This is a genomic window from Shewanella holmiensis (assembly GCF_025370255.1).
Classification (GTDB): domain Bacteria; phylum Pseudomonadota; class Gammaproteobacteria; order Enterobacterales; family Shewanellaceae; genus Shewanella; species Shewanella holmiensis.
Window position 1 is genome coordinate 33,439 of sequence record NZ_JAMTCD010000021.1, and the last position, 23,228, is coordinate 56,666.

General features: G+C 40.2%; 18 protein-coding genes. 11 read left to right on the top strand and 7 right to left on the bottom strand.

Annotated elements, in window-relative coordinates:
* Window positions 1-153 precede the first annotated feature (153 nt).
* Window positions 154-1,863, top strand: a complete 1,710-nt coding sequence (locus NE535_RS14680; protein WP_425347467.1) for a sodium:solute symporter family transporter — start codon at window positions 154-156, stop codon at window positions 1,861-1,863.
* A 166-nt stretch (window positions 1,864-2,029) separates the two neighbouring features.
* Here the strand turns inward: NE535_RS14680 and NE535_RS14685 are convergent, their stop codons facing one another.
* On the bottom strand, window positions 2,030-2,743 hold the full coding sequence (locus tag NE535_RS14685; protein WP_261299363.1) for a FadR/GntR family transcriptional regulator: 714 nt from the start codon (window positions 2,741-2,743) through the stop codon (window positions 2,030-2,032).
* Between the two features lie 809 nt (window positions 2,744-3,552).
* On the opposite strand from NE535_RS14685, the gene NE535_RS14690 reads away from it, so the two are divergent.
* Window positions 3,553-4,260 carry a FadR/GntR family transcriptional regulator gene (locus NE535_RS14690; RefSeq protein WP_261299364.1) on the top strand — a complete coding sequence of 236 codons (708 nt, stop codon included), beginning with the start codon at window positions 3,553-3,555 and terminating at the stop codon, window positions 4,258-4,260.
* Window positions 4,261-4,300: 40 nt separating this feature from the next.
* The gene (locus NE535_RS14695; protein WP_261299365.1) at window positions 4,301-5,665 is read left to right on the top strand and encodes an MATE family efflux transporter; all 1,365 of its coding nucleotides are present in this window, start codon (window positions 4,301-4,303) and stop codon (window positions 5,663-5,665) included.
* Between the two features lie 380 nt (window positions 5,666-6,045).
* Here the strand turns inward: NE535_RS14695 and NE535_RS14700 are convergent, their stop codons facing one another.
* Window positions 6,046-6,786: a FadR/GntR family transcriptional regulator gene (locus NE535_RS14700; protein WP_261299366.1), complete on the bottom strand. Its 741-nt coding sequence runs from the start codon at window positions 6,784-6,786 to the stop codon at window positions 6,046-6,048.
* A 790-nt stretch (window positions 6,787-7,576) separates the two neighbouring features.
* On the opposite strand from NE535_RS14700, the gene NE535_RS14705 reads away from it, so the two are divergent.
* The 3 genes from NE535_RS14705 to NE535_RS14715 are packed head-to-tail and all read left to right on the top strand — an operon-like array spanning window position 7,577 to window position 11,495.
* Entirely contained in the window at window positions 7,577-9,811 is a 2,235-nt protein-coding gene (locus NE535_RS14705) for a heparinase II/III domain-containing protein (protein WP_261299367.1), read from the top strand.
* A 35-nt stretch (window positions 9,812-9,846) separates the two neighbouring features.
* Window positions 9,847-10,206 (top strand): cupin domain-containing protein, encoded by a 360-nt coding sequence (locus NE535_RS14710; RefSeq protein WP_261299368.1) that lies wholly within the window; start codon window positions 9,847-9,849, stop codon window positions 10,204-10,206.
* Window positions 10,203-11,495, top strand: a complete 1,293-nt coding sequence (locus NE535_RS14715) for an MFS transporter (protein WP_261299369.1) — start codon at window positions 10,203-10,205, stop codon at window positions 11,493-11,495. Before NE535_RS14710 ends, NE535_RS14715 begins: the two co-directional genes overlap by 4 nt.
* A 143-nt stretch (window positions 11,496-11,638) precedes the next feature.
* Here NE535_RS14715 and NE535_RS14720 read toward each other — a convergent pair whose 3' ends face one another.
* Both NE535_RS14720 and NE535_RS14725 read right to left on the bottom strand, forming a co-directional pair.
* Window positions 11,639-13,819, bottom strand: coding sequence for a heparinase II/III domain-containing protein (locus tag NE535_RS14720; RefSeq protein ID WP_261299370.1), 2,181 nt, complete (start codon window positions 13,817-13,819; stop codon window positions 11,639-11,641).
* Between the two features lie 2 nt (window positions 13,820-13,821).
* On the bottom strand, window positions 13,822-15,975 hold the full coding sequence (locus NE535_RS14725; RefSeq protein ID WP_261299371.1) for a heparinase II/III domain-containing protein: 2,154 nt from the start codon (window positions 15,973-15,975) through the stop codon (window positions 13,822-13,824).
* A gap of 298 nt (window positions 15,976-16,273) precedes the next feature.
* On the opposite strand from NE535_RS14725, the gene NE535_RS14730 reads away from it, so the two are divergent.
* From NE535_RS14730 to NE535_RS14740, 3 genes are read left to right on the top strand one after another with little or no spacing between them, the layout of a single operon-like run.
* Window positions 16,274-16,609: a cupin domain-containing protein gene (locus tag NE535_RS14730; RefSeq protein WP_261299372.1), complete on the top strand. Its 336-nt coding sequence runs from the start codon at window positions 16,274-16,276 to the stop codon at window positions 16,607-16,609.
* A 26-nt stretch (window positions 16,610-16,635) separates the two neighbouring features.
* On the top strand, window positions 16,636-17,562 hold the full coding sequence (gene kdgK / locus NE535_RS14735; RefSeq protein WP_261299373.1) for a 2-dehydro-3-deoxygluconokinase: 927 nt from the start codon (window positions 16,636-16,638) through the stop codon (window positions 17,560-17,562).
* A gap of 54 nt (window positions 17,563-17,616) precedes the next feature.
* Window positions 17,617-18,240, top strand: coding sequence for a bifunctional 4-hydroxy-2-oxoglutarate aldolase/2-dehydro-3-deoxy-phosphogluconate aldolase (locus NE535_RS14740; RefSeq protein ID WP_261299374.1), 624 nt, complete (start codon window positions 17,617-17,619; stop codon window positions 18,238-18,240).
* A 377-nt stretch (window positions 18,241-18,617) separates the two neighbouring features.
* On the opposite strand, the gene NE535_RS14745 is transcribed toward NE535_RS14740, so the two are convergent.
* Together NE535_RS14745 and NE535_RS14750 are read right to left on the bottom strand one after the other, a co-directional pair.
* Window positions 18,618-19,127: a YchJ family protein gene (locus NE535_RS14745; protein WP_261299375.1), complete on the bottom strand. Its 510-nt coding sequence runs from the start codon at window positions 19,125-19,127 to the stop codon at window positions 18,618-18,620.
* On the bottom strand, window positions 19,127-19,702 hold the full coding sequence (locus tag NE535_RS14750; RefSeq protein ID WP_261299376.1) for a DUF4440 domain-containing protein: 576 nt from the start codon (window positions 19,700-19,702) through the stop codon (window positions 19,127-19,129). Before NE535_RS14750 ends, NE535_RS14745 begins: the two co-directional genes overlap by 1 nt.
* Before the next feature lie 111 nt (window positions 19,703-19,813).
* On the opposite strand from NE535_RS14750, the gene smrA reads away from it, so the two are divergent.
* Entirely contained in the window at window positions 19,814-20,416 is a 603-nt protein-coding gene (gene smrA, locus NE535_RS14755) for a DNA endonuclease SmrA (RefSeq protein ID WP_261299377.1), read from the top strand.
* An 87-nt stretch (window positions 20,417-20,503) separates the two neighbouring features.
* On the opposite strand, the gene NE535_RS14760 is transcribed toward smrA, so the two are convergent.
* Window positions 20,504-22,375, bottom strand: a complete 1,872-nt coding sequence (locus tag NE535_RS14760; protein WP_261299378.1) for a M2 family metallopeptidase — start codon at window positions 22,373-22,375, stop codon at window positions 20,504-20,506.
* A 191-nt stretch (window positions 22,376-22,566) separates the two neighbouring features.
* Here NE535_RS14760 and psrA point away from each other — a divergent pair, with 191 nt between their 5' ends.
* Window positions 22,567-23,211 (top strand): TetR family transcriptional repressor PsrA, encoded by a 645-nt coding sequence (gene psrA / locus NE535_RS14765; RefSeq protein WP_261299379.1) that lies wholly within the window; start codon window positions 22,567-22,569, stop codon window positions 23,209-23,211.
* The last annotated feature ends 17 nt before the right edge of the window (window positions 23,212-23,228 follow it).

Genomic DNA, 23,228 nt, shown 5'->3' on the forward strand with positions numbered 1-23,228 from the left:
CGAGTGCTTTGACGGATTGGTCGTCGTGGCACATTGATATATTCGATTTAAAAATGTGGTTCCCATAAATCTATAATAGATAAGGTTGGCAAGATGGAGCTAAATACACTCATTGTTGGTATCTACTTCTTATTCTTAATTGCAATTGGATGGATGTTTCGTACCTTTACGACAAACACTAGTGACTATTTCCGTGGGGGCGGAAGTATGTTGTGGTGGATGGTTGGCGCTACGGCGTTTATGACCCAGTTCAGTGCTTGGACATTTACTGGGGCTGCAGGTAAGGCTTATACCGATGGCTTTGCCGTCGCAATTTTATTTTTAGCTAACGCGTTTGGCTACTTAATGAATTACCTTTACTTTGCCCCTAAGTTCCGCCAATTAAGGGTTGTCACGGTCATTGAAGCCATCAGAATGCGTTTTGGTAATGCGAATGAGCAAGTGTTTACTTGGACAAGCATGCCAAACAGTATTATTTCAGCAGGTATTTGGCTAAACGGTCTGGCTATTATTGCTTCGGGCATCTTTGGTTTCGACATGACCACCACTATTATTCTAACGGGTTTAGTGGTACTGGTGATGTCTGTTACTGGTGGTTCATGGGCGGTTATCGCCTCTGATTTCATGCAAATGGTCATCATTATGGCGGTTACCATTACCTGTGCGGTAGCGGCATATTTCCACGGTGGCGGTATCACCAATATTATTGAAAACTTCCCAACCGATTCATTTATGACCGGTGGCGACCTTAACTATATGAGCATTTTTGCGGTATGGGCTGTGTTTATTTTCTTAAAGCAGTTCAGTATTACCAATAACATGTTGAACTCGTATCGTTATCTTGCTGCGAAAGATTCAAACAATGCACGTAAAGCCGCTTTATTAGCGTGTGTGTTAATGAGTATTGGCCCCGTTATTTGGTTTTTACCAAGCTGGTACTTAGCGGGTTCTGGTGTTGATTTAGCAGCAGCTTATCCAGAAGCGGGCAGTAAAGCTGCTGACTTTGCTTACCTATACTTTGTACAAGAATACATGCCAGTCGGTATGGTTGGACTATTGATTGCGGCTATGTTTGCAGCAACCATGTCTTCAATGGACTCTGGCTTAAACCGTAACTCAGGTATTCTTGTTAAAAACTTCTATGAGCCAATATTGCGTCCTCACGCTAGTGAAAAAGAGTTGATGTTAGTATCAAAAATAACTTCAACGGTTTTTGGTATTGCAATTATCTTAGTGTCGTTATTTATTAACTCACTTAAGGGGTTAAGCTTATTCGATACCATGATGTATGTGGGCGCGTTAATTGGCTTCCCAATGACTATTCCTGCTTTCTGTGGCTTCTTTATTAAGAAAACACCTGATTGGGCAGCATGGGGTACCTTAGTTGTTGGTGGTTTTGTCTCTTATTTTGTTGGCTTTGTGATCACTGCGGATATGGTTCAAAACGTATTAGGTTTAGACCAAGCGTTAACCGGCCGTGAATGGTCTGAAATCAAAGTAGCGATTGGCTTAATTGCGCATATGGTATTTACCGCAGGCTTCTTCTTGGCTTCAACCTTCTTCTACAAGCCATTAAGTGAAGAGCGCCAAAAGAACGTTGATAAGTTCTTTGAAAATCTACATACACCATTAGTGTCTGAAGGCAATGCACAGAAGCAGTTGGACAACAAACAACGTCGTATGTTGGGTTCGTTGATATCAGTGGCAGGTATCTTCATTATGGCGATGTTTGTTCTGCCTAACCCTATGTGGGGTAGAATGATCTTCGTGTTATGTGGTGTAATTGTATTATTAGTCGGATTACTGTTAGTAAAAGCTGTAGATGACACCGTTGAAAATTCAACAGAAGCAGAAATAGCTTAAGGTAATTTCGTTAAAACAATTTCACTAAAAAGTTAAATGAAAAAAACACTGCCATGAGCGGTGTTTTTTTCATTAAAGTTAGCATCTGTTGAACTTTTAAGGTTTTTACCTAAAACAATTTTCAGTAGCAAAGATCAACAGACCAGAACGACAATCTGTTTTTTGGTTAATGCGTAAGCTCGTGAGACATTGACAACAAATGTTTTTGTGATGCTTCACGAGCTTTATCAGCATTGCCAGCCATAATTGCATCATAAATATTCCGATGTTCTTTCAAACAAGTTCCACCTTCTTGGGAGGCGTGGGCAAAAAAGTTTTCAAATATAGTGGTCAAAATATTGCCAAACGGTAGATAAAAATCATTTCCAGTAGAGAAGAAAATCAAACGGTGAAACTCTATATCAATTTTAATCCAGCCTTGTTGATCTAGCTCTGGTGCGGCATCGATTACACACATTTGTTGAAAAACGGCAGACAATTCTTTGCGTTGTTCTACTGTCGCGTTTTGGGCGGCTAAAGCACAAGCCTCGGGCTCAATTGCACGACGAAAACCTAAAAATTGTGCATAGAATTCTTTTACATCTGTAATGCCTTCCATCCACTCAATAAGCTGTGGGTCAAGAAAGTTCCAGTATTTTTTCTCTACAACTCGAGTGCCAATTTTAGGTCGAGATTGTAATAAACCTTTTGAAGTTAATAATTTAACGGCTTCCCTTAGCGCTGTGCGACTAATACCGAATTGCTCACAAAGCGCCATTTCACCAGGGATAATATCACCCTGAGGTAAGTCTCCAGAAAGGATAGCGCGAGCTATTTCACGTGCAACATGCAAATGTAAACTACGTTTAGAGCCTGAAATAGAACTAAATTGATTTGTCATGTAATAGTAAATGTTGAGAGTTATGGCGTTAATATAACATGATAAAAACTGATGGAAAGGATTGATACTCGTTATAAATTATTCAAAAACAGGCGGATGATGATTGGTCGTTTTTATTTGTATTATTAAATTATCGGTTTTTTTTAGCCATTTAATATTGTGAATCTCAATGTTGTGTTGTTTTCTCTTGATTTTTACAAATATTGAAGTTGACTGCCTAGTATAGTTTTTTAATTAAAGCCATATTTTTAATGGTTTTTTAGGTAGAACAATAATATGCGCTAATATTATGTATTGAATATCTAAGCTGAGCAAAAAAGCATTAATTTATCGAAAATACACAATTGTATGATTAATGATTGTGATGTAAAATAATTAGAAGCTTCAATTAAAATACTTTGCACCTATTTACTGCCATTATTTTTTAACAGAAAGTGTGAGTAAAGTAGCCTCTTTGAGCCATAAAATCGTTTATAGCACTTAAATGTTATTGTATTATGATATCTATTTATTTTGTGTTGCACCTAGCTAGACTTAAGCAATTTTAGGTTGTATTTGCTAACCCTGCCATCAAGCGTAATGATTACTGGGCTGCTTAACATTGCAGTTTGAATTGAATCTTCGCCTGTTAAATGAGCCGTATTTCGACTCGTTGTTGTTTTACGCTAGTCCAAGCCATGTGAAAAGCCGCAAGCATATAATCATTATCAATGGCAGCTAACACGCATTATTAACATCGCCTTTTGTGTATGTTAACCAACTTTAAAGCCTGCTCCGTTTGGCTTTTTTTTATTAGGGAGCCTTAAACGATGTTTGTACAGGTAGAGGATTCTAGCCGACGGATCCATGTCCAAGTTGCGAGACAAATTGCCCGCAAAATATTATCTGGCGAATTAGATGAGCATCAGAAGCTGCCCAGCGAGATGGAGTTGTGCGAAATGTTTGGCGTTAGCCGAACAGCTTTGCGTGAGTCAACTAAATTGCTTTCTGCAAAAGGCTTGATTGAATCTCGTCCTAAAGTGGGCACTACAGTTCGTTCAAGATCAAATTGGCATTTTCTTGATCCTCAATTGCTTGATTGGATTCAAGATCTTGCTAACACTGAAACCTTTTTAAGTAAATTTTTAGGTTTGCGTAAAGCTATTGAGCCTGAAGCCTGCGCACTGGCGGCAACTTATGCCACTATCGAACAGCGTAAACATTTGTCAGTTCTGTTCCAAAAAATGGTCCAAGCTGCTGAAAACTTCGATTACGCCCAATGGACTGAAAACGATCATCAGTTCCATCAAACAATTTATTTAGCTACCGACAATCAGTTTTATATTCCATTTGGCAATATTCTTAGCACCATTTTTAAGTTATTTATTGATCGATCTGCAGAAGGTGGACGCTTTTGTATTGAAGAGCATCGTGGCATTTATGAGTCCATCATGTCAGGTGATGCTGATAAAGCCAGAGCATACTGCCAAGTGTTGTTAAATGATGACAACCAGCGTTTGGCCAATATGATTAATTAGTCGCTAACTCTGAATGTCAGTTGATTAATAGGTTGCTGCGATGATTGTTACCCCAAGCCAAAAGCATTACATCAAAAATAATATTGCCTTAGCGTGGCCATTAGCACTGAATGCATTATTAATGCAGTCGATGTTAATGATTGATACTTTGTTAGTGTCGCCATTAGGAGAGATCCCGCTGGCTGCAATGGGCATAGCAACGACTATTGTCGCGTTTATTATGGGTATTCAAATGGCGCTTGCCAATGGTACTCAATTGGTAATGAGCCGTGCCGTAGGCTCAAAAAATACCCTAGCTCTGGCTAAGTCTTGCTGGTCAGGCATGAGTATCAACTTAGCTGTTGCGCTGCTTTTTTGGGGCTTATTACTGGTATTTGAACAAAGTATTGTTGAACTGATCACCAGTGATAGTCAGCTTCAGCAACAAGTACTTCGTTATCTAAGTGTCGCTAAATATGTGGTGTTATTTAATGCGATAACCCAAGTGTGTATTGCTTTATTTAATGGGCTGGGTAAAACCAAAATTCCGTTTAAAGGCTACTTAATTGAGTTACCAATTAATGCATTATTATCTTATGCACTTATTTATGGTATCGCTTTTTTCCCCGAACTGGGTGTGCTTGGTGCGGCGTGGGGCAGCTTAATCGCTATAGCCGTTAGATTAATTTACTTGGCACTATGCGTTAAAACCTTAGATGTTGATTTATCTCTGACCGAAAAAGGCGCCGCGCTGTTATCCAATATGCAGCGTCATTTTATCGAAATATTTCCTGTCGCGGCCAATGTCACTATTTTGTCGATTGGCACCACTGTGTATCAATTATTGTATTCGCAGTTATCAATAAATGCTTATGTAGCGATTACCTTGGTTTTGCCATGGATCCGTGCCGGTGGGCAGTTTATTACTGCTTGGGCGCACTCATCAGCTATTTCAATTAGTCAGGCGATTGGATCAAAGCAATTAACCGACTTAGAAAACAACGTTAATATCAGCATTAAACTGGCGGTGGTGATTTCATTTTTCACCATGCTATTTTTTGCCATGCTCAGTTTAGTGATTGCAGATGTCTATCCTGATATGGCGCCAGAAACCTACCAAGCTTTAGCGGTTATTGCTCCGCTGTATATTTTGCTTCCATTAGTTAGGGGCTATAACACAGTTCATGGCCATGTACTGCGGGCAATGGGGCGAACAACAGATGTTTTCAAAATTAATTTTACAGGTCAATGGCTTATTTCTATTCCTTTATGTGCATTATTGATTATCTGTTTTGATGTTTCAATATTCTGGGCATTTGCAATTCAACCGTTTGAAGAAGTCATTAAGGCTTTGCCATTTCGATATGTTGCCCGCAAAACACTAAAAGATTTTTCCCAAGAGCATGCTGACAAGCTATCGTATTAATAATAGCTCCAATAATTTATAATGAAGGTTATATTTAAACGGTTAATTTAGTGCGAAAAATTTCATAAAGACAAGATATATGATGGTAGTCTTAGTTACAGACTTCTGTTATTGATTATTTTTGGTAATACCAATTGTAAGGGGATGGTCAACTACGATGTTGGTGTAATTGTCTAATTTAATCCCATAATCATATGAGCTTTATTGTATTTCTAAAGGCGACTGAGTTTTAGTAAAATGAAACATTATAAATATAAGCTAATCAACAACATGTTTGTTTACGAGCTGAATATTAAAAGCAGCTTTTGTACGACAAGCTGCTTTGTATCAATATTAGAGAAAGTGGCTAGCTAATAAATTTTTAGCAGTATTATTTACTTTTAAGGTCGTTTATTAAGCAGGCTCTCAATAGAATAAAGATCTCGATTAGCATTCGTCTTCCTTCTAACTTCTTCTAATGCCTGTGCTTCTAACTTGTCGAATAGTACATTAATTAGCCGATTAAAGTGCTTATGCATGGCCGCTCTTGCCTTCGCTGCGTCGTGGCTTTCTAATGCACAAACAATTTCAGTATGTTCAGCGAGTGTTTTTGCATTATCAGTACTGCAGACGATGTCATAATCTTTAATGATTTCAACACTTGATGAACGCAGGGCCCACATCTCTTCAAACAAGGTTATTAATGCTCCATTTCGTGTCGAATGAGCAATAACTTTATGAAATTTTGTATCCGCTTCTTCGACATTTTTCATGTCTTTCATTAATATAAGTGTCTGTTTAAGCGTCGAAATTTCATCATCTGTGATTGTTTTAGCCGCGAGTGCTGCTATTTCACCTTCAACCAGCGCACGTGCTTGTGTAAGTTCGAATGCATTCACTTTTTTGACCGGTTTTACTGCTTTATTTGGTGAAACCACATATACGCCTGAACCGGTTTTTACTTCTACTTTCTCACGCACTTCAAGGGCGATGATGGCTTCGCGAATGGTTGGGCGGCTTACGTCAAATCGCTCTGCTAATTCACGCTCTGGTGGTAATCGGCTGCCAGCGATAAATTCACCAGAGTCAATACCTGCTTCAATTTTATCGACAATGCGCCAAAATAATCGACGGTTTTTCATGTACCTTCCTTTGAAGAGTAATAGTCATACCATTGCTTGTTGATCATATATTATCTTTTTAAACGCTATGGTTAAACAAAATAATATTAATTTTATACATTTAACCTAACAGAACATGTGACACCTCTTAAAGCTGTTAAGACAAATCTATCACAAATCATCAAGATATTTCAATTGTAGTAGATAATTGGTAATATATCTTGGTTGACATTTTTGCTGTGTCTGGTTAGTTTCTATGCTGGTTAGATGTCGTAATATTTATAATACGCTTTGAAACTTGTACTTCAAAACATGCGGAACAAAAATTAATCGAAATTCGGGGGTAGGATCTTGAAATTAAACACATTCAGAAGGGCCTTAAAAATGAATGGTAAATGATGGTAACTAACGTCAGTTTTAATTATGACCACCACAGCATTCATATTAACGGTACAAGCTTTTACTCAACAAATACTAGATACACAACCAGGCATAAAAAATAATGAGTACACTCTACTCAATTTTTTTAGTCTGAAATGGAAGTAATTTTGGTTATTAAGCAAGGTTTAAAGTAACCAATGCTTTATCAATATCACTAAAAAATACTTTACTTGTAAAACAAGCCTAAATTAATGACTCGTGGTAATTACACAATAGTGGCAAATGATTCTTGGTAGGTTTTTAGAGTAGGGGCTAATTTTTAGTCATAAAGGGTGCCATCAACTCTCGTTTATTTGTTTACCTTTAAAAATGCAAGTTGTCATATTTTTATTACCACCCTTAAATAGAGTTTATCTAGTTGAATTTAAATATGAAAAAAACATTTGGTAAAGTTTCACTTTTATTAATATGTTGTTTTGTAAGCGTTGGACTCTTCGGCGCAACGACAACTGAAAATCATCCAGCGCTGGTCATAAATCATCAAGATGTTGAACAGATGCGTATTGCTGTTAAGCAAAATGATGCATTTAAACAAGCGTATTTTATGCAGAAAGCACGTGTTGATCAAATGCTGCAGACAACAGAAGCGCTGCTTGTTCCACAACCTTTGGATGGTGGCGGTGGCGCTAGCCATGAGCAACACAAGCGTAATTATCAATTAATGTACGATGCAGCAGTGTTATACCAAATTAGCCAACAACAACAATATGCCGTGTTTGTAGCAGATATGCTTAAAAAGTATGCCGATCTTTACCCTACATTAGATTTTCACCCAAAAAAGAAGAAAAACAGTGGCGGTAAACTATTCTGGCAAAGCTTAAATGAAGCGGTATGGTTATTGTATTCTATTCAAGCATACGATTTAGTGTTTGATGCCATCAGTGATGATGACAAAAATCTTATCGAGCAAAATGTGTTTAGACCCATGGCTGATTTTTTATCAAACCAATCACCAAAAGAGTTCAATAAAATTCATAATCATGGCACATGGTCAACAGCCGCTGTTGGTATGACAGGCTATGTGCTTAATGAGCCGATCATGGTTGAGCAAGCTTTATTAGGGTTAGACTTATCTGGCACTGGCGGTTTTTTACGGCAGTTAGATGAGTTGTTTTCGCCGCAAGGCTATTACAGTGAAGGCCCGTATTATCAACGTTATGCTGTGTTGCCATTTATTACTTTTGCCAAGGCCATTGAGCAAAACGAACCCCAGCGTAAAATTTTTAACTATCGAAGTGGTGTGATTGTTAAGGCCATTGAGGTTGCTGTAGACCTGACTTATCAGGGACGATTTTTCCCGATAAATGATGCTATAAAAGAAAAGGGCATTAATACTGCCGAGTTAGTGCAAGGTGTTGCAATTGCTTATAGCATTAACCAAAATCCAGCATTACTTGATATTGCGATTAAGCAAAATAGTCCATTGTTAACCGGTGATGGTTTACGGGTTCAACAAGCCATTGCACAAAATCTAGCCCAACCTTTTATCTTCACCCACAAAGTATTCGGTGATGGCATGGACGGTAAAAAAGGCGCCTTGGTGGTGATGCGTAATCCTAATCAATCATCAAATTCAACTGAACAAGCTTTAGTGTTCAAAGCCACTACGCAGGGTATGGGCCATGGTCATTTTGATAAATTGCACTGGCAGTTTTATGACCAAGGTGCTGAAATTATCTCAGACTATGGTTCGGCAAGGTTTGTCAATGTAGAAGCAAAACAAGGCGGTGGTTATTTAAAGGTAAATCAGTCTTTGGCTAAGCAGACGGTTGCGCATAATACCCTAGTGGTAGATGAAACGAGTCACTTTAATGGTAACCGACGAGTCGCTGAACGCCATCATCCAAAGCTTCAATTTTTTGCTGCTAATGACGAGATGGCTATTAGCCGCGCCAGTATTAATAGTGCGTATGAGGATGTCAGTTTTAATCGCACCTTGGTGATGTTGGCCGAAGATACACAACGTCAGCAAAGTGTCGTGATTGATTTGGTGGATATAACCGCAGCCAAACCACATCAATACGATTTACCGATACATTATCAAGGGCAATTTATAGATAGCAATGCCCCAATGCAAACTGCCACAGCTGCCTTAGTCCCACTTGGCGAACAGAATGGCTATCAGCATTTATGGCTTACAGCAAAGGCCACATTAGATGATAAAAATGCCTTATCGCGAGTGACTTGGCTAAATGATAATGGCCATTTTTATAGTCACTACAGTGTACCTGTTCAAGGTGAACAACGATTATTTACCCGTTTAGGTGCACATGATCCGCTGATGGATTTACGCCCAGAATCTGCCTTTATTCAGCGAGTAACCAATAAGCAAAATCATCAATTTATCAATGTGCTTGTTCGTCATGGGCAATACAATCCCACCGATGAAACCACTCAAGGCGCAGATGCACAGCTAATCGACATTAACACCGGAGTTGATAACCAAGTTCGCTGGGTTAGTTTGCATTATCAAAATGGGTTACAGCAGTTAGTGGCTTTTAACCAAACAGCGCAATCGGCTACAGCTAACCAGAAATTTTCGTATTTAAATCAATCGTATTCCTTTGTTGGCCAAATGGCGATATTCATGTCAAAGGCAAACTAAAATCATAATTAACATCATCGGTAGGAGAGACAATCATGAGTAAAGATATTGGCCAAAGCGAACACTTTTCATTTGCTGAGACAAATCCAATTGAAGATATTGGTGGCGGATTAAAACGCCAGCAATTGGGATATAACCACGAGTTAATGGCGGTTAAAATTTGGTTTGAAAAAGGCGCCATTGGTTATAACCATGCCCATCGTCATTCGCAAGTATCTTATGTGGTTGAGGGCGAATTTCATTTTAATATTGATGGAGTAACCCAAATATTAAAGCCTGGAGATAGTTGTTTTATACCGCCACATACTGACCATGGTGCTACTTGCCCAACCGGCGGTATTCTAATTGATACTTTCAGCCCTGCCAGAGAGGATTTTATTGAGGAAAGCAAATGAAAATAACCAATCTTCGCTGGTGGGTTATTTTTTTAATTGCGGTTGCGACCGTGATTAACTACATCGATCGATCAGCGCTTAGTGTGCTTTGGCCTGATATTGTAGAAGATATATTTCCAGATAAATCTGCACTAGAGCGAAAGCAAATTTACGCCAATATCTCGATTGTGTTCATTTTATCTTATGCTTTTGGTCAAGCCATTTTCGGTAAGATATTTGATTGGGTTGGTACTCGCCTAGGGTTTGTATTGTCAATTGGTGTGTGGTCACTCGTTACTGCTGCCCATGCTTTTGCACAGGGCATGCTGAGCTTTAGTATTTTTCGCGCAATTTTAGGGGTAGCTGAGGCAGGTAACTGGCCCGGTGCAGCTAAAAGTAATGCTGATTGGTTTCCCACTAAAGAGCGTGCGTTAGCTCAGGGGATTTTTAATTCTGGTGCGGCTATTGGTGGCATTATTTCGATTCCAATGATTGCCTATATGACGGTATTTTTCAATTGGCCTATGGTGTTTGTTGTCATTGGTTTAGTTGGTTTGTTATGGCTAATTCCTTGGGTTATTTTGGTTAAAGCACCGCCTAAATATCATCCTTGGATTACGGATCAAGAGCGTGAGTACATTCTAACTGGCCAGCGTCAAACAGAATCATGCAGTGCTAATGATGAGCAAGAATACAACCCGACAACGATGCAGTTGTTATCGCATAAGCAAAGTTGGGGAGTGATTATTGCCTCTGCCGCCATTGACCCTATTTGGTGGTTATTTGTATTTTGGATCCCCATTTACCTTAATGAAGTGTATGGCATGGATGTAAAATCTATTGGCATATATGGTTGGGTGCCCTATGTTGGCGCAATGCTAGGCGCTTGGTTTGGCGGGTTATTGGCTCAAAATAGAATAAAAGCCGGCTGGGATATTAATAAAACCCGTAAATTGACCATTACCTTAGGCTGTTTGATTATGCTGCCTGCACTATTAGCTATGGCTAACCCAGGAGCTCCGACGATAGCTGTGCTGATTATGGCGGTGATTTTATTCGGTTTTCAAACGGCTATTGGTAATGTGCAAACCTTACCAAGTGATTTGTTTGGTAACAAGGCGGTGGGTACCTTAGCAGGATTATCGGGTATGGCAGCAAAATTTGGCGCGTTAGGGTTAACGGCATTGGTGCCTTATTTAACCGCAAATGGTAACTACACCCCCGCCTTTGTGATTGGTGCATCATTAGCGGTTATTGCCATCGTCGCTATTTGGGTGTTAATACCTAAAATTGAACCTGTGAAGGCTTAACCAGAGTAATGCTTAGCCTGTTCGAGTAAATTCACTTGAGGTTAGCGATTGTGAAACAAAAATGGGAAGCTAATGCTTCCCATTTTTTCATTTAATCATCAAGGCTTTAGCTAACAGCATTATACCTTGATGCAATCTCGTAATTACTTCGACGTTGGGTCAACTTCTGACTGTTCAACCTGAGCAAATGCACCTGTCCAAGTGTAGTAGTGAGAGTCAAACTTCACTGTGTGTTCTTGGTTTTGCTGTGCTTCAGCTTGGTTTGAAATAGCAAAGTAGTAATCGTTACCTTTGATGGTCTCAATACGAATAACGGTGCCGATTTCATCATGTCCCATCACGTTAACTGATTTAACTAAACCGCGGGCATTTAATGATGCTTCGGTTGATTCGTTAAAGTAGCCATGGGTTTCCAGCACTGAGGCAAATACATGGTTTTTACCTGATTGACGGAAAATGAACGCAGGTTCGCTGCGTAGGTTAAAGTCAGGATCATTGGCGCCAGTACGGGCAAAAATCACTTGGCTGTCTTCAACCGCACTTGTGACTAAGCTGTAGTAGCTGTTGCCTTGTAACCAAGTGACTAATGAACTTGACTCAACCTTGGCTGAACCGACATTCCATAAATGCTGATAACCATTATCTTCACCTAGTGGACGCAGTTTTGACTCAACGGTGTAATCAAAGTTGGTACGAATGATTTGGCCAGAATAATGTACTGGTAAGTCATATTGATGTTCGTTGTCTGCAGTGATGTTATACACATCAATCACTAATGGTTTTTCAAACTCAGCAATGTCAGCCAAAATCACGCTACGTTGCATGCTGATGCCATCGTAGTAATCTTTGATGATGGCGCTCATGCCTTGCATTGCTGGGTTATCTGCAACAAAAAAGTGCTTCTGACCAAACTTAGATTCTGCGGTTGCGGTATCAAAGTTATTTTGGGTCTTTTGATCAACGGTCACTGTATTATGAGCAACGGTTTGCTTGCAGTATGATTTGTTTTCAGGGATGTAACGTCCGCCAAATTTAGGCTCAACGTTTACCCAGCGACCAAAGCCGTAATCGTTCAGTACTTCTTGGCCACGGTTAAACACACTTAGGTGTAAACCGTCATAGTGGCCGTGATCGAGTGCTGAGTGATATTGGTGATCACTACCATGTTGGCCAAACCAAATTAGCGCCATAGTGTCATCATCTTGTGCGTCGCGGTGACGTAAAATACCAACGCCGCCTTTTTCACCTTCTGGACCATCGGTAACAAATAAGCTACCCCAGTTAAATGCAGGAATGGTTGTTGCCTGAGCCACTGCATTTGACAAGGTTTGACCTGATGAGTGAACCCATACATCTTGCTGGTGGTTAGCCATGCCCAATAATACTTCAGTTTGCTCGTAACGATGGAAGCAAACTGAGGTTGCCATGATAACGCCTTCATCGTTGATCGAAATGGTTTTCGATGAATCGTTTAACGCAGGTAACGTGCCATCAGGGAAGGCGGTTTTAAATACGGCATATGAAGTGGTTTTAATCACTGAGTCGTTAAATGCGTAAATGCCAATTTCTGGTTGACGACGCTCAATAGCTTCGGCAAACAAGTAGATTGGACGCAATGAGAAACGGTGATAGTAAGGTCCTTCCATGTAATAGCCGTCTGGCGAAAACAGTTGGTCAAGCTGCGCTAAAAAGCCGCCGCTGACTTTGTCTAATTTGAGGCCATATAACGCTTTGTCGACTGACTCTTGGTCATTGATTGCGTAGCCACAAATACCCACAGCGGCAACAGCCCATAAACCGTGGTTGTGAACAATGTCAAAGTCATGTGCGTAGGTAACCACAAACATTTCAATCATTTGCTTTAGCAAATCATCTTCAATTAAGCGTTTTTGATCATCGCTTAAGGTGTGGTAAATACAGCTGTATGCGCATGAAGCATATAGCATCCACATGTTTTCGTTCAACGTTTGGTGAAACAGTTTACCCGGTGGGTTTGAGTCTTTACTAACATTGCTTTCAAGAGTTGGATATACCGTTGCATAGGCGGTTAGCATATCAACAATATAATCACGATATTTGGTTTGCTCGGTAATTAAGAACAAACGACCGGCTAAATCCATATGAATATAGTTTTGCTTATGGCGGTTATGCTCGTAACCACCTCCTTCACCATGGCCTGGTACTTCGATACCTACTTCAGCCATGTAAGCGTCAGTTTGTTCAATATCACGACTTAGTGCATTGCCTAGTAGTGTATTTTTACCTAACTCTTTACGAAGTTGGGCGGCTTCATCAAAGCTGATTAATAATGGTTGATAGCTCATGATTACTTCTCCTGGGCAACAGCGCGACTTGAAACAGCATAAAAACCTGTCCAAGAATAAGTTTGGCCGTCGATATCTAAATGATGTTCGGTAGTGTCGGTCGCATCAGCTTGATTGCTGATCATCACAGTTGTCACGCTATTAGCTGTTTCAATTTCTACAACAGAGGCCATTGCATTATGTCCAATCACCTTAATATTTGTGACTTGACCGCGTGCACTCACTGATTGCTCAAACTCTTCGTTAAAGTAACCGTGGGTTTCAACTACCGATGCAAATAAGGTGCTAGCGCCTTTGCTACGAAGGATAAATGCAGGCTCGCTACGAAGGTTAAAGCTTGGGTCGTTAGCGCCGGTGCGGGTGAAAATAACCTGACCATTGTTGTTTGAACTGGTACCTAACCAAGTATAGTAGGTGTTGTTTTGTAACCAGCTCACTAGCGCAGTGCCGCTTACGTCACCATCTGCTACACGCCATAAATGTTGGTAGCCATCTTTGTCACCTAAGGTGTCGAGCTCTTTATGGGTGGTGTAATCAAAGTTAGTGCGTACAATTTGACCGTCATATTGGTGAGCGTAATCATATTGATGCTCGCCTTCACCATCTAAGCGATATAAGTCCAGTAACAATGGCGCTTCTAGCTGCTCAATGTTAAGCATAAATACGCTACGTTGCATGTTAAAACCATCGTAATGGTCGTTGGCAAACGCACTCATACCCTTAATATTGTCATCTTCTACTTTAAAGAAGTGTGGTAAACCGTGAACACTGTCGGCGCGCGCTACATCAAAGTAGTTTTGACACGTTTGGTCAATTGTGACCATGTTATGGGCGATAGTTTGACGTGCATAACTTTTGTTCTCGTCTAAGTAACGGCCACCAAATTTTGGCTCTACGTTTACCCAACGACCAAAGCCATATTCACGTAACACTTCTTGACCACGGTTAAAGTAAGTAATACCTAGGGTGTCAAAGTTACCGTGGCCCATACCATGTTGACCGTAGTTCATCACTAACTGGAAAACATCGTGCTTTTTATCCTGCATACGGATAAAACCTTGCGCGCCATTATTACCTTCTGGGCCTTCGTTTAACTCAACGCTTGGCCAAAATGGCATGCCGATTTCTCTATCTTGAGTGGCGGCCTCATAAGCTTGTGACAAAGCAAGACCACAAGGGTGCATCCATACCGCATCTTGAATTTTAGCCATGCCTAACAAGTTGTCATCTAACCCGTAATGTTTGCTGTAAACGCTAACAGCAACTTGTACGCCCATGTCGGTAATACCCATGGTGCGTGATGCATCATTAAGCGCAGGGAACTCACCATTTGGATAGGCAGTTGAAAGTAGTGCTTGGACTGTATTGCCAATCACACCGTCTTTATATTGGTAGATATTCACTTCAGGCATATGGCGGTGAAGCACTTCAGCAAATACACATGTTGGGCGAATAGCATATCGGTGATAATAAGGCCCTTCCATGTAGTAGCCTGATGGCGCAAACAATTGTGAAATTTGCGCAAGGAAGCCGCCAGTGTCGTTACGGTCAATACCATAAACTGACATTTCTAAGTATTCACGCTTGCCTACGGCTAAACCACAAATACCTACCGCTGCAACAGCCCAGATACCATGGTTATGAATGCGGTCAAAGTCATGAGCATACTTAACTGTGAACATCTCTAGCATTGGCTCAAAAATACGACTGATAACGCGTTGCTGTTGAGCTTCGCTCATTTGCGAAGCAACACAAGAGTACGCAAGGCTGGTGTAGAACAACCAACAATGCTCATTCAAAATTTGATGAAATAAACGCCCAGTTGGGTTGGTGTTTTTTTGAACATGAAAATCGAAAGTAAGATATTTATCAGCGTATTGCTCTAATACTTCAATCACCCAATCAGCATATTTTTGCTGCTTAGTAATAAGAAATAATCTACCCGCTAAATTCATATAGGTGTAATTTTGCTTATGACGGTTATGTTCGTAACCGCCCGCTTCACCATGGCCCGGAATATCAATAGGTAGTTGCATGAATGCGTCGACGTCTTTCTGATTGGCGGCGATGGTTTTACCCATCAAGCTGGTGCGGCCGACTTCTTGACTCAGTTGTTCGATTTCGGCTTCAGTTAGCAATATTGGTTGCGTTGCCATAGGTATGTTCACCTTTTAACAGTCATGAATGTAATGTATTGAGTATAAAGTAATACAATATGCGTAATGATTGTATATAATCCTACCAGAAAAATGAAGCAGATCACATTCAGGCTGATTAATTCTCAGCGAGGTATATCAGCTGTGTAGTCATTATTACTGCTACTTTGGACGGATAAAAGATTAGTTGATATACTTCACACAAATAAAAACATATTGTATTACAAATTGATTATAAGCATTATGATAAAGCAATATTGATGACAAGCAATACTTAACACTGTAGTGGAGAAATAAAATGAACGTATTTTTTAAGGCCGATGACCACGAATGGGAACAAGTTGACCAAGGCATCAAACGTAAAATTGTTGGTTTTACCGATGACCTAATGATGGTGCACTTAAGCTTTGAAAAGGGTGCAGAAGGCAAACCACATACCCACGAAATCCATGATCAAATTGGCTATGTTGCTAAAGGTCGTTTTGAAGCGCAAATCAATGGTGAAAAGCAAATTTTAAAAGCTGGTGATGCCTATATTGCTCGTAAGCACTTCGAACACGGTGCGATTGCATTAGACGATGAAAATATTTTATTAGACGTATTTTCACCATCAAGAGAAGATTTTTTAAAGTAATACTGACCTAAAACGGGCTTTGGATTATGAAAAAACAAAAAATTGCGATAATTGGCGAATGTATGGTCGAGTTACGACCTGTAAATGATTTGCTGGCACAAAGCTTTGGTGGCGACACGTTAAATACCGCTTTGTATCTAGCGCGCCTTACTCAGGATGCGAATTTATCGACTTATTACATTACCGCTTTAGGTCAAGATCCGTTTAGTTTGCAAATGAAGTCGCAGTGGCAAGCAGAAGGGATCCACACTGACGATATTATTCATGTCCAAGGTAAACAGCCTGGGTTGTATTACATTGAAACCGACGATGTAGGTGAGCGCTCATTTTATTACTGGCGCAATGATGCTGCAGCTAAATACCTTTTTGAACAACCTGATAGTGATGCTTTAGCTGAGTCATTATTGGGTTACGACTACATCTATTTAAGTGGTATTTCATTAGCCATTTTAACTGATGAAAGCCGCGTGGCCTTATTTAGTGTGCTCAAGCAGTTTAAGCAAGCGGGCGGTAAGGTTATTTTTGATAATAATTATCGTCCACAGCTATGGCAGCACAAGCAACAAGCCTTAGAAAACTATCAAGTGATGATGGCGATGACTGACATTGCTTGTTTGACCTTTGAAGATGAACAAGCCCTTTACGGTGATACTGACGTTGAGCAATGTATTGCTCGCAGCCAAGATTTAGGTGTTGCTGAAATCGTAATTAAGTTAGGCAGTGAGCCTTGTCTAGTAGTGACCGGTGAAACGCGTATCAGCGTTGCTGCCACTAAAGTTGACAAAGTGGTTGATACTACCGCCGCTGGTGACTCCTTTAGTGCAGGCTATTTAGCTAAACGTTTAACGGGTGGCAACACAGAAGAGGCGGCAATCGCAGGTCATAAACTAGCGGGTACAGTGATTCAGCATGCTGGCGCGATTATCGCAAAGCAAGCCATGCCTGCGATGTAACTGTATTGCTCGGTGGTTCTATCATCAGATCTTTTTTAAATAGTGAGAACAATTGTGACAACCTTAAATGAAAAATTAGCTCAACTAAAAGTAATTCCAGTGATTGCTATTGATAACGCTGATGATGCGATTCCATTGGGACGCGCATTAGTTGAAAATGGTATGAACTGCGCGGAAGTAACTTTTAGAACGCCATGTGCAGCGCAAGCTATTCGTAATATGCGTCAAGCTTTTCCGGACATGCTAATTGGTGCGGGTACTATTTTAACCCCAGCTCAGGTTGATGAAGCCATTGATGCCGGTGTTGATTTTATTGTTAGCCCTGGTTTTAACCCAAAAGTCGTACAGTACTGCCTAGATAAAGACTTTCCAATTATTCCTGGGATCAATAGCCCTAGTTTAGTTGAGCAAGCCTTAGAGATGGGCTTAACTACAGTGAAGTTTTTCCCTGCTGAGCCATCAGGTGGCATTAGCATGTTAAAAGCATTATCTGCAGTGTACCCAGTTAGCTTTATGCCTACAGGTGGCGTGAGTTTAGCAAACGTAGATCAATATCTTGCTATACCAGCAGTGTTAGCTTGTGGTGGCACTTGGATGCTGCCACCTCAAATGATTGCTGATGGTCAATGGGATGAAATTGGGCGCTTAGTCAAAGAGGCGGTTGCACACGTAGCTTAAGCCGTTGGCGAAAGCATGTTAGCAACGCTTTAAAAATTAAAATCAAAACTAAAGCTGATTATTCAGCACTTGCCTAGCTTAGTTGTTTAGTCTTAAGTGATGGCGTTTGCACTGTTAAACCTAGATGCTTGCTAGTGTTTAACAGTGCGTTTTTATTTGATTGTCCCTGTCGCAACACTTTGAGTTAAGTGCAAGATAAACTCTGCTTTTACAAGTGGCTGAAATGGCAAATAAATACTACGTAAAGTGAACGGCTAAAAACGTTGTATTTTTTATTGGAGTATTTTTGACTAGACTACTTGGATCTGTTGAACTTTCAGATTGTTTTTGCAGTGAATTGTTGGTCATATGTACTAGATAGAGACTTTGTGGTGTAGTTATTTACCACAACACAGCTTAAACTTTTTACCGCTATGACAAACACAAGCATCATTGCGTTTGGGCAAAGCCGCTTCCATTTGAACCCCTTGGGTGTAAAACCATTGACCATTTTGTTGCACAAAATGAGAGCGTTCAAAAATTGCATCGACACTTTTACCGTGTTTATACCATGCTTTAAAAGTAACAAAGGCTTGCAGGCTGCTTTCTAAATCTGTTACAAAATCAACGTGATGACTATCAATTAAGCCATGCTCTAACACGGCCAAGCCTAACCACTGGGTGTTACCTAATGCTAATTGCGCAGCCGTTAAGCCGTTGAGATAAGTCTGATGGTGAGTTTTAATGAGATAATCAAATGCATTAACCACAAAGGCACAATAGCGTGATCGCATTAATTGCTCAGCACTTTCGGCTTGTTCGGCGTTTGTATGAAATCCCTGGCAACACTCTTTATAAGCTAGCTGACTGTTACATGGGCAGGGGTGGATTTCGGCAAATGTTTTCATTATGGCTGTGGTGTGCTGTGTTGTATAAATTGGCGGCCATAATACCAATTTGGCATAGGCTTGGCGCTATAATAAAACTCTGGTTTAGAGCGGGTGTTAGAATCAACGCTAATTTTCCATTCGCCTTTTGACGTTCGTGTTGAGACAGTCACAAACTTACCAGCAAACTCACTTACCGGTTCGCCTGAATCGTCACCAGGGTGAAATTTTACCAAATAATAACCAACATCAGTTGATTGATTATCAGAAAACTGTCTCATAACGACTCTAAAATCGATTTCAATTTTGGCTTGTTTATGGCGGATTTTATTGAAGAATTTCTGATATAAATAAATAATTTTTTCACGCCCGAAAACAATGCCTTTGTCTTGTGTTTCAGAAATATACACAGCATCATCAACATAAATATTATTAACAATATCCATGTTCAGCTTTTCAAATCCTTGAGCAATAAACTGGTAGTTTTGATTGAGTTTATCGTTATCCACTTGAGTATTGCCATAGCAAGGAGAAACACTTGCAACAATTAGCAAGCCAAGTAATACGGGGATAAATGACAGTTTAAAAAAATTCATTAAAGCGATTTTCTCATCCGGTTGATCTGAACCACAACATGGCGTGTACTATAAATTATTATGCCGCATCGCAATAGAACATAATCATTACAAATTGTGTAGGAGGTCATTGTGGAACGACTAGATGACAACAGTTTATTTTTTCAAGAGATGGCAGATGTTAAGCCGCTAAAAGCAAGCCAAAAAACACAATCGGATGTATTTACCGTGCAGCTTTCGCCAACATTAGGGCAGTTAGCTAAACAAGCTGCGTTAAATGAACACGAGCTATTAGCCATGCTACCTATTGTACCTTTCGAGTTTCCTACTGTATCGCCCGATGTCGTGGTCAGTGAGAAACATGATGGTATGCAAGACGAAGTCTACAAGAGGCTCAGACAGGGAAAGTATGACATTAAAACGATTTTAGATGTGCATGAATACAGCTTACCACAAGCAAGGAGCAGTTTAGTTAATTGCATATTTTCGGCAATAGCACGTGGCGAGCGAAATATTTTAGTGATTCACGGTAAGGGATATCACAGTAAGCCGTATCCTGGCTTAATGAAGAGTGCTGTTTGTCACTGGTTGTCGGTTATTGATAAGGTAGCTGCTTATCATAGTGCAACACGTGAACAAGGCGGCACAGGAGCTTTATTTGTTCTACTCAAAAAATCATCACAACACAGAATAGAAAACAGTGAGCTAAACAGAAAGGGTGGTGGTTTTAGGTAAATCAAAACGCCAAATGATTTTGGCGTTTTGATTTAATAATCAACAAAGCACTAATACAACGAATAGGCTTAGATTAATATCTGTTGTTTACCAACCGCATTGACGGCTCGCTTGTGTATTTTGTTCATCCAACCACACTTGTAACGGCGCAAAATAATCGAGTACCGCTTTCGCATCCATTTGCTTGGTTCCGGTAACGACATTTAATGCTTCTGGCCATGGCTGACTTGCACCCATTTCCAGCATTTCATTTAATTTCGCGCCAGCTTCTTTATTACCATAAATACTACAGCGGTGAACTGGTCCAGTATCGCCAGCGATATCACATAATGCTTTATGGAACTGGAACTGTAATACGTGCGCAAGGAAGTAACGGGTATAAGGCACATTCCCTGGGACGTGATATTTAGCCCCGGGATCAAAATCCATTTCGGTGCGCGCAATTGGTGCTTTTACGCCTTGATATTTTTCACGTAATTGCCACCATGCTTGGTTGTACTGTTCTGGTTTTATCGTGCCGTTAAAAACCTGCCAACGCCATTGATCAATCATTAACCCAAATGGCATAAAGGCAATTTTATCTAATGCTTGCTTAAGCAATAAACCAATATCTTTATCGGCGTCAGGTACTGTGTCGAGCAAGCCTATTTGTTGCAGATATTTTGGCGTGATAGAAAGCGCTATCGTGTCTCCAATGGCTTCATGGAAACCATCATTGGCAGAGTTTTTAAAGATAAACGGTTGCTCTTTATAAGCGCGCTGATAAAAATTATGTCCTAGTTCATGATGGATGACGGTAAAATCTTCAGATGTTTTTTGGATACACATTTTAATACGAATATCATCGAGGTTATCCAAATCCCAAGCAGAAGCATGACAAACAACATCACGATCTTGCGGCTGAACAAACATCGAACGAGACCAAAATGAATCAGGTAACTTGTCAAAACCCAGTGAAGTAAAGAAACCTTCAGCCTGTTTTACCATTTTGACTTCATCATAATTGTTTTTAGCCAGAAGGGCGGTGACATTATAACCTGGGTCAGCATTGTCAGGGGCAACGGAATTGTAGATTGTGCCCCATTGCTGTGCCCACATATTCCCTAGCAAGTGTGCAGGAATAGGGCCTGTTTTAGGGGCGACCTCATCACCGTACTTTTCATTTAATTCACCACGTACATAACAGTGCAGGGAATCATATAGCGGCTTAATTTGTCCCCAAAGGCGGTCTAATTCAGCAGAAAAATCTTCGGGTTTCATATCATATTGACTACGCCATAATTCAGACAAATCCTGATAACCTAGATCGCGGGCACCTTCATTGGCTAATTCTACTTCACGCTCAAATAATGGTCGCATTGGCTTAGCGATGTCACGCCAGCCTTGCCATGCTTCTAATAGTACAGCCGGATCGTTTGATTCAGCCATTAGATTAGATAATTCTGGTTGGGTTAAACATTTACCATCGGCAAAACAATATTTGCCTTTTCCATATAGGCCGTTAAGTTCAGAACTGATTTTAGCCAGTTCAGCATTTTTTAGCGGATCTAATGGGGCGGGTAACACTAAGCTGCTACGTAAACTGTTCAGCTTACGCGCGTTAATGGGATCTAGCTCCACATTGGCATATTTCGCGGCTTCAGTAGCAAAGCGAACGGATGTAGAGATAACCTTTTCACCCATAGCTGCAGAGAGGGCTGCAGTGTCTTCAGTAATGAAATTGGAATATATCCACTCAGCACGATTTGCTTCTATTGATAGTTGGGCTAAATCGGCCTCAGCTTGATTAATAAATGCAATCGCTGAACTAGCATCAATTGTGTTGGTTTGTTGAGAAACAGCTTTAGTTGGCGCAGCATTACTTTGGCTAACATTATCACTTTCACTACAGGCAGCAGTTCCCAATACCATTGCAACAAGTAATGCAGTTTTAGACGGTCGTTTTAAAGGCAAATTCATTTTATTTTTCCTTATTGTTATTAGTCCTATAGTGTACCTAAAAACTTTGCATATTGCATACAAGTTAAAACCGTTAGCTTTATGTGGGTGTTTGTGGATTTTTTGCTAAATAAATAAGCTAAATTTAAATTGACATCTGTTCGCTCAATGATTAATTTAAACGGGTGTTTAAATTGAGAGTGAGTTAGAGGATGGCAGGTCGTACTGATACGAAAACAAGAATTCTAGACGCAGCAGAAAAACTGTTTGCAGAGCGAGGATTTTCAGAAACGTCTTTGCGTTTAATCACCAGTAAAGCAGAAGTGAACTTAGCATCGGTTAATTATCATTTTGGCTCGAAAAAAGAATTAATACGGGCAGTGTTAGCACGTTACCTAGATGTGTTTATGCCAACGGCTGCCAGTGAAATAAAAAGACTACATTTAGCACCAGAGCATGCATCGTTGAATGAAATATTTTCAGCTTTGATTAAACCACTATTAGAACTTAACAAAGTTCGAAATGGCGGCACGATTATATTTTTACAATTGTTAGGTCGTGGCTATATCGAAAGCCAAGGTCACTTACGCTGGTTTATCACCACGCATTATGGCCAACACTTAACGACATTTGTACAAGCAGTATCAGCAAGTGCGCCTCATATTCCACCGGCTGAAATGTTTTGGCGTTTGCATTTCACCCTAGGCACCATTGTATTCACTATGGCGTCAGCTGATGCATTAAATGAAATTGCCGCTTCAGATTATGGTGAACATAATAATACTGAAGCCATTATCCGAAAAGTAATCCCCTACATGGCAGCAGGTGTTGCTGTGCCAGTTACATCTAACGAGTAAAACTTAAGAAGGTTAAA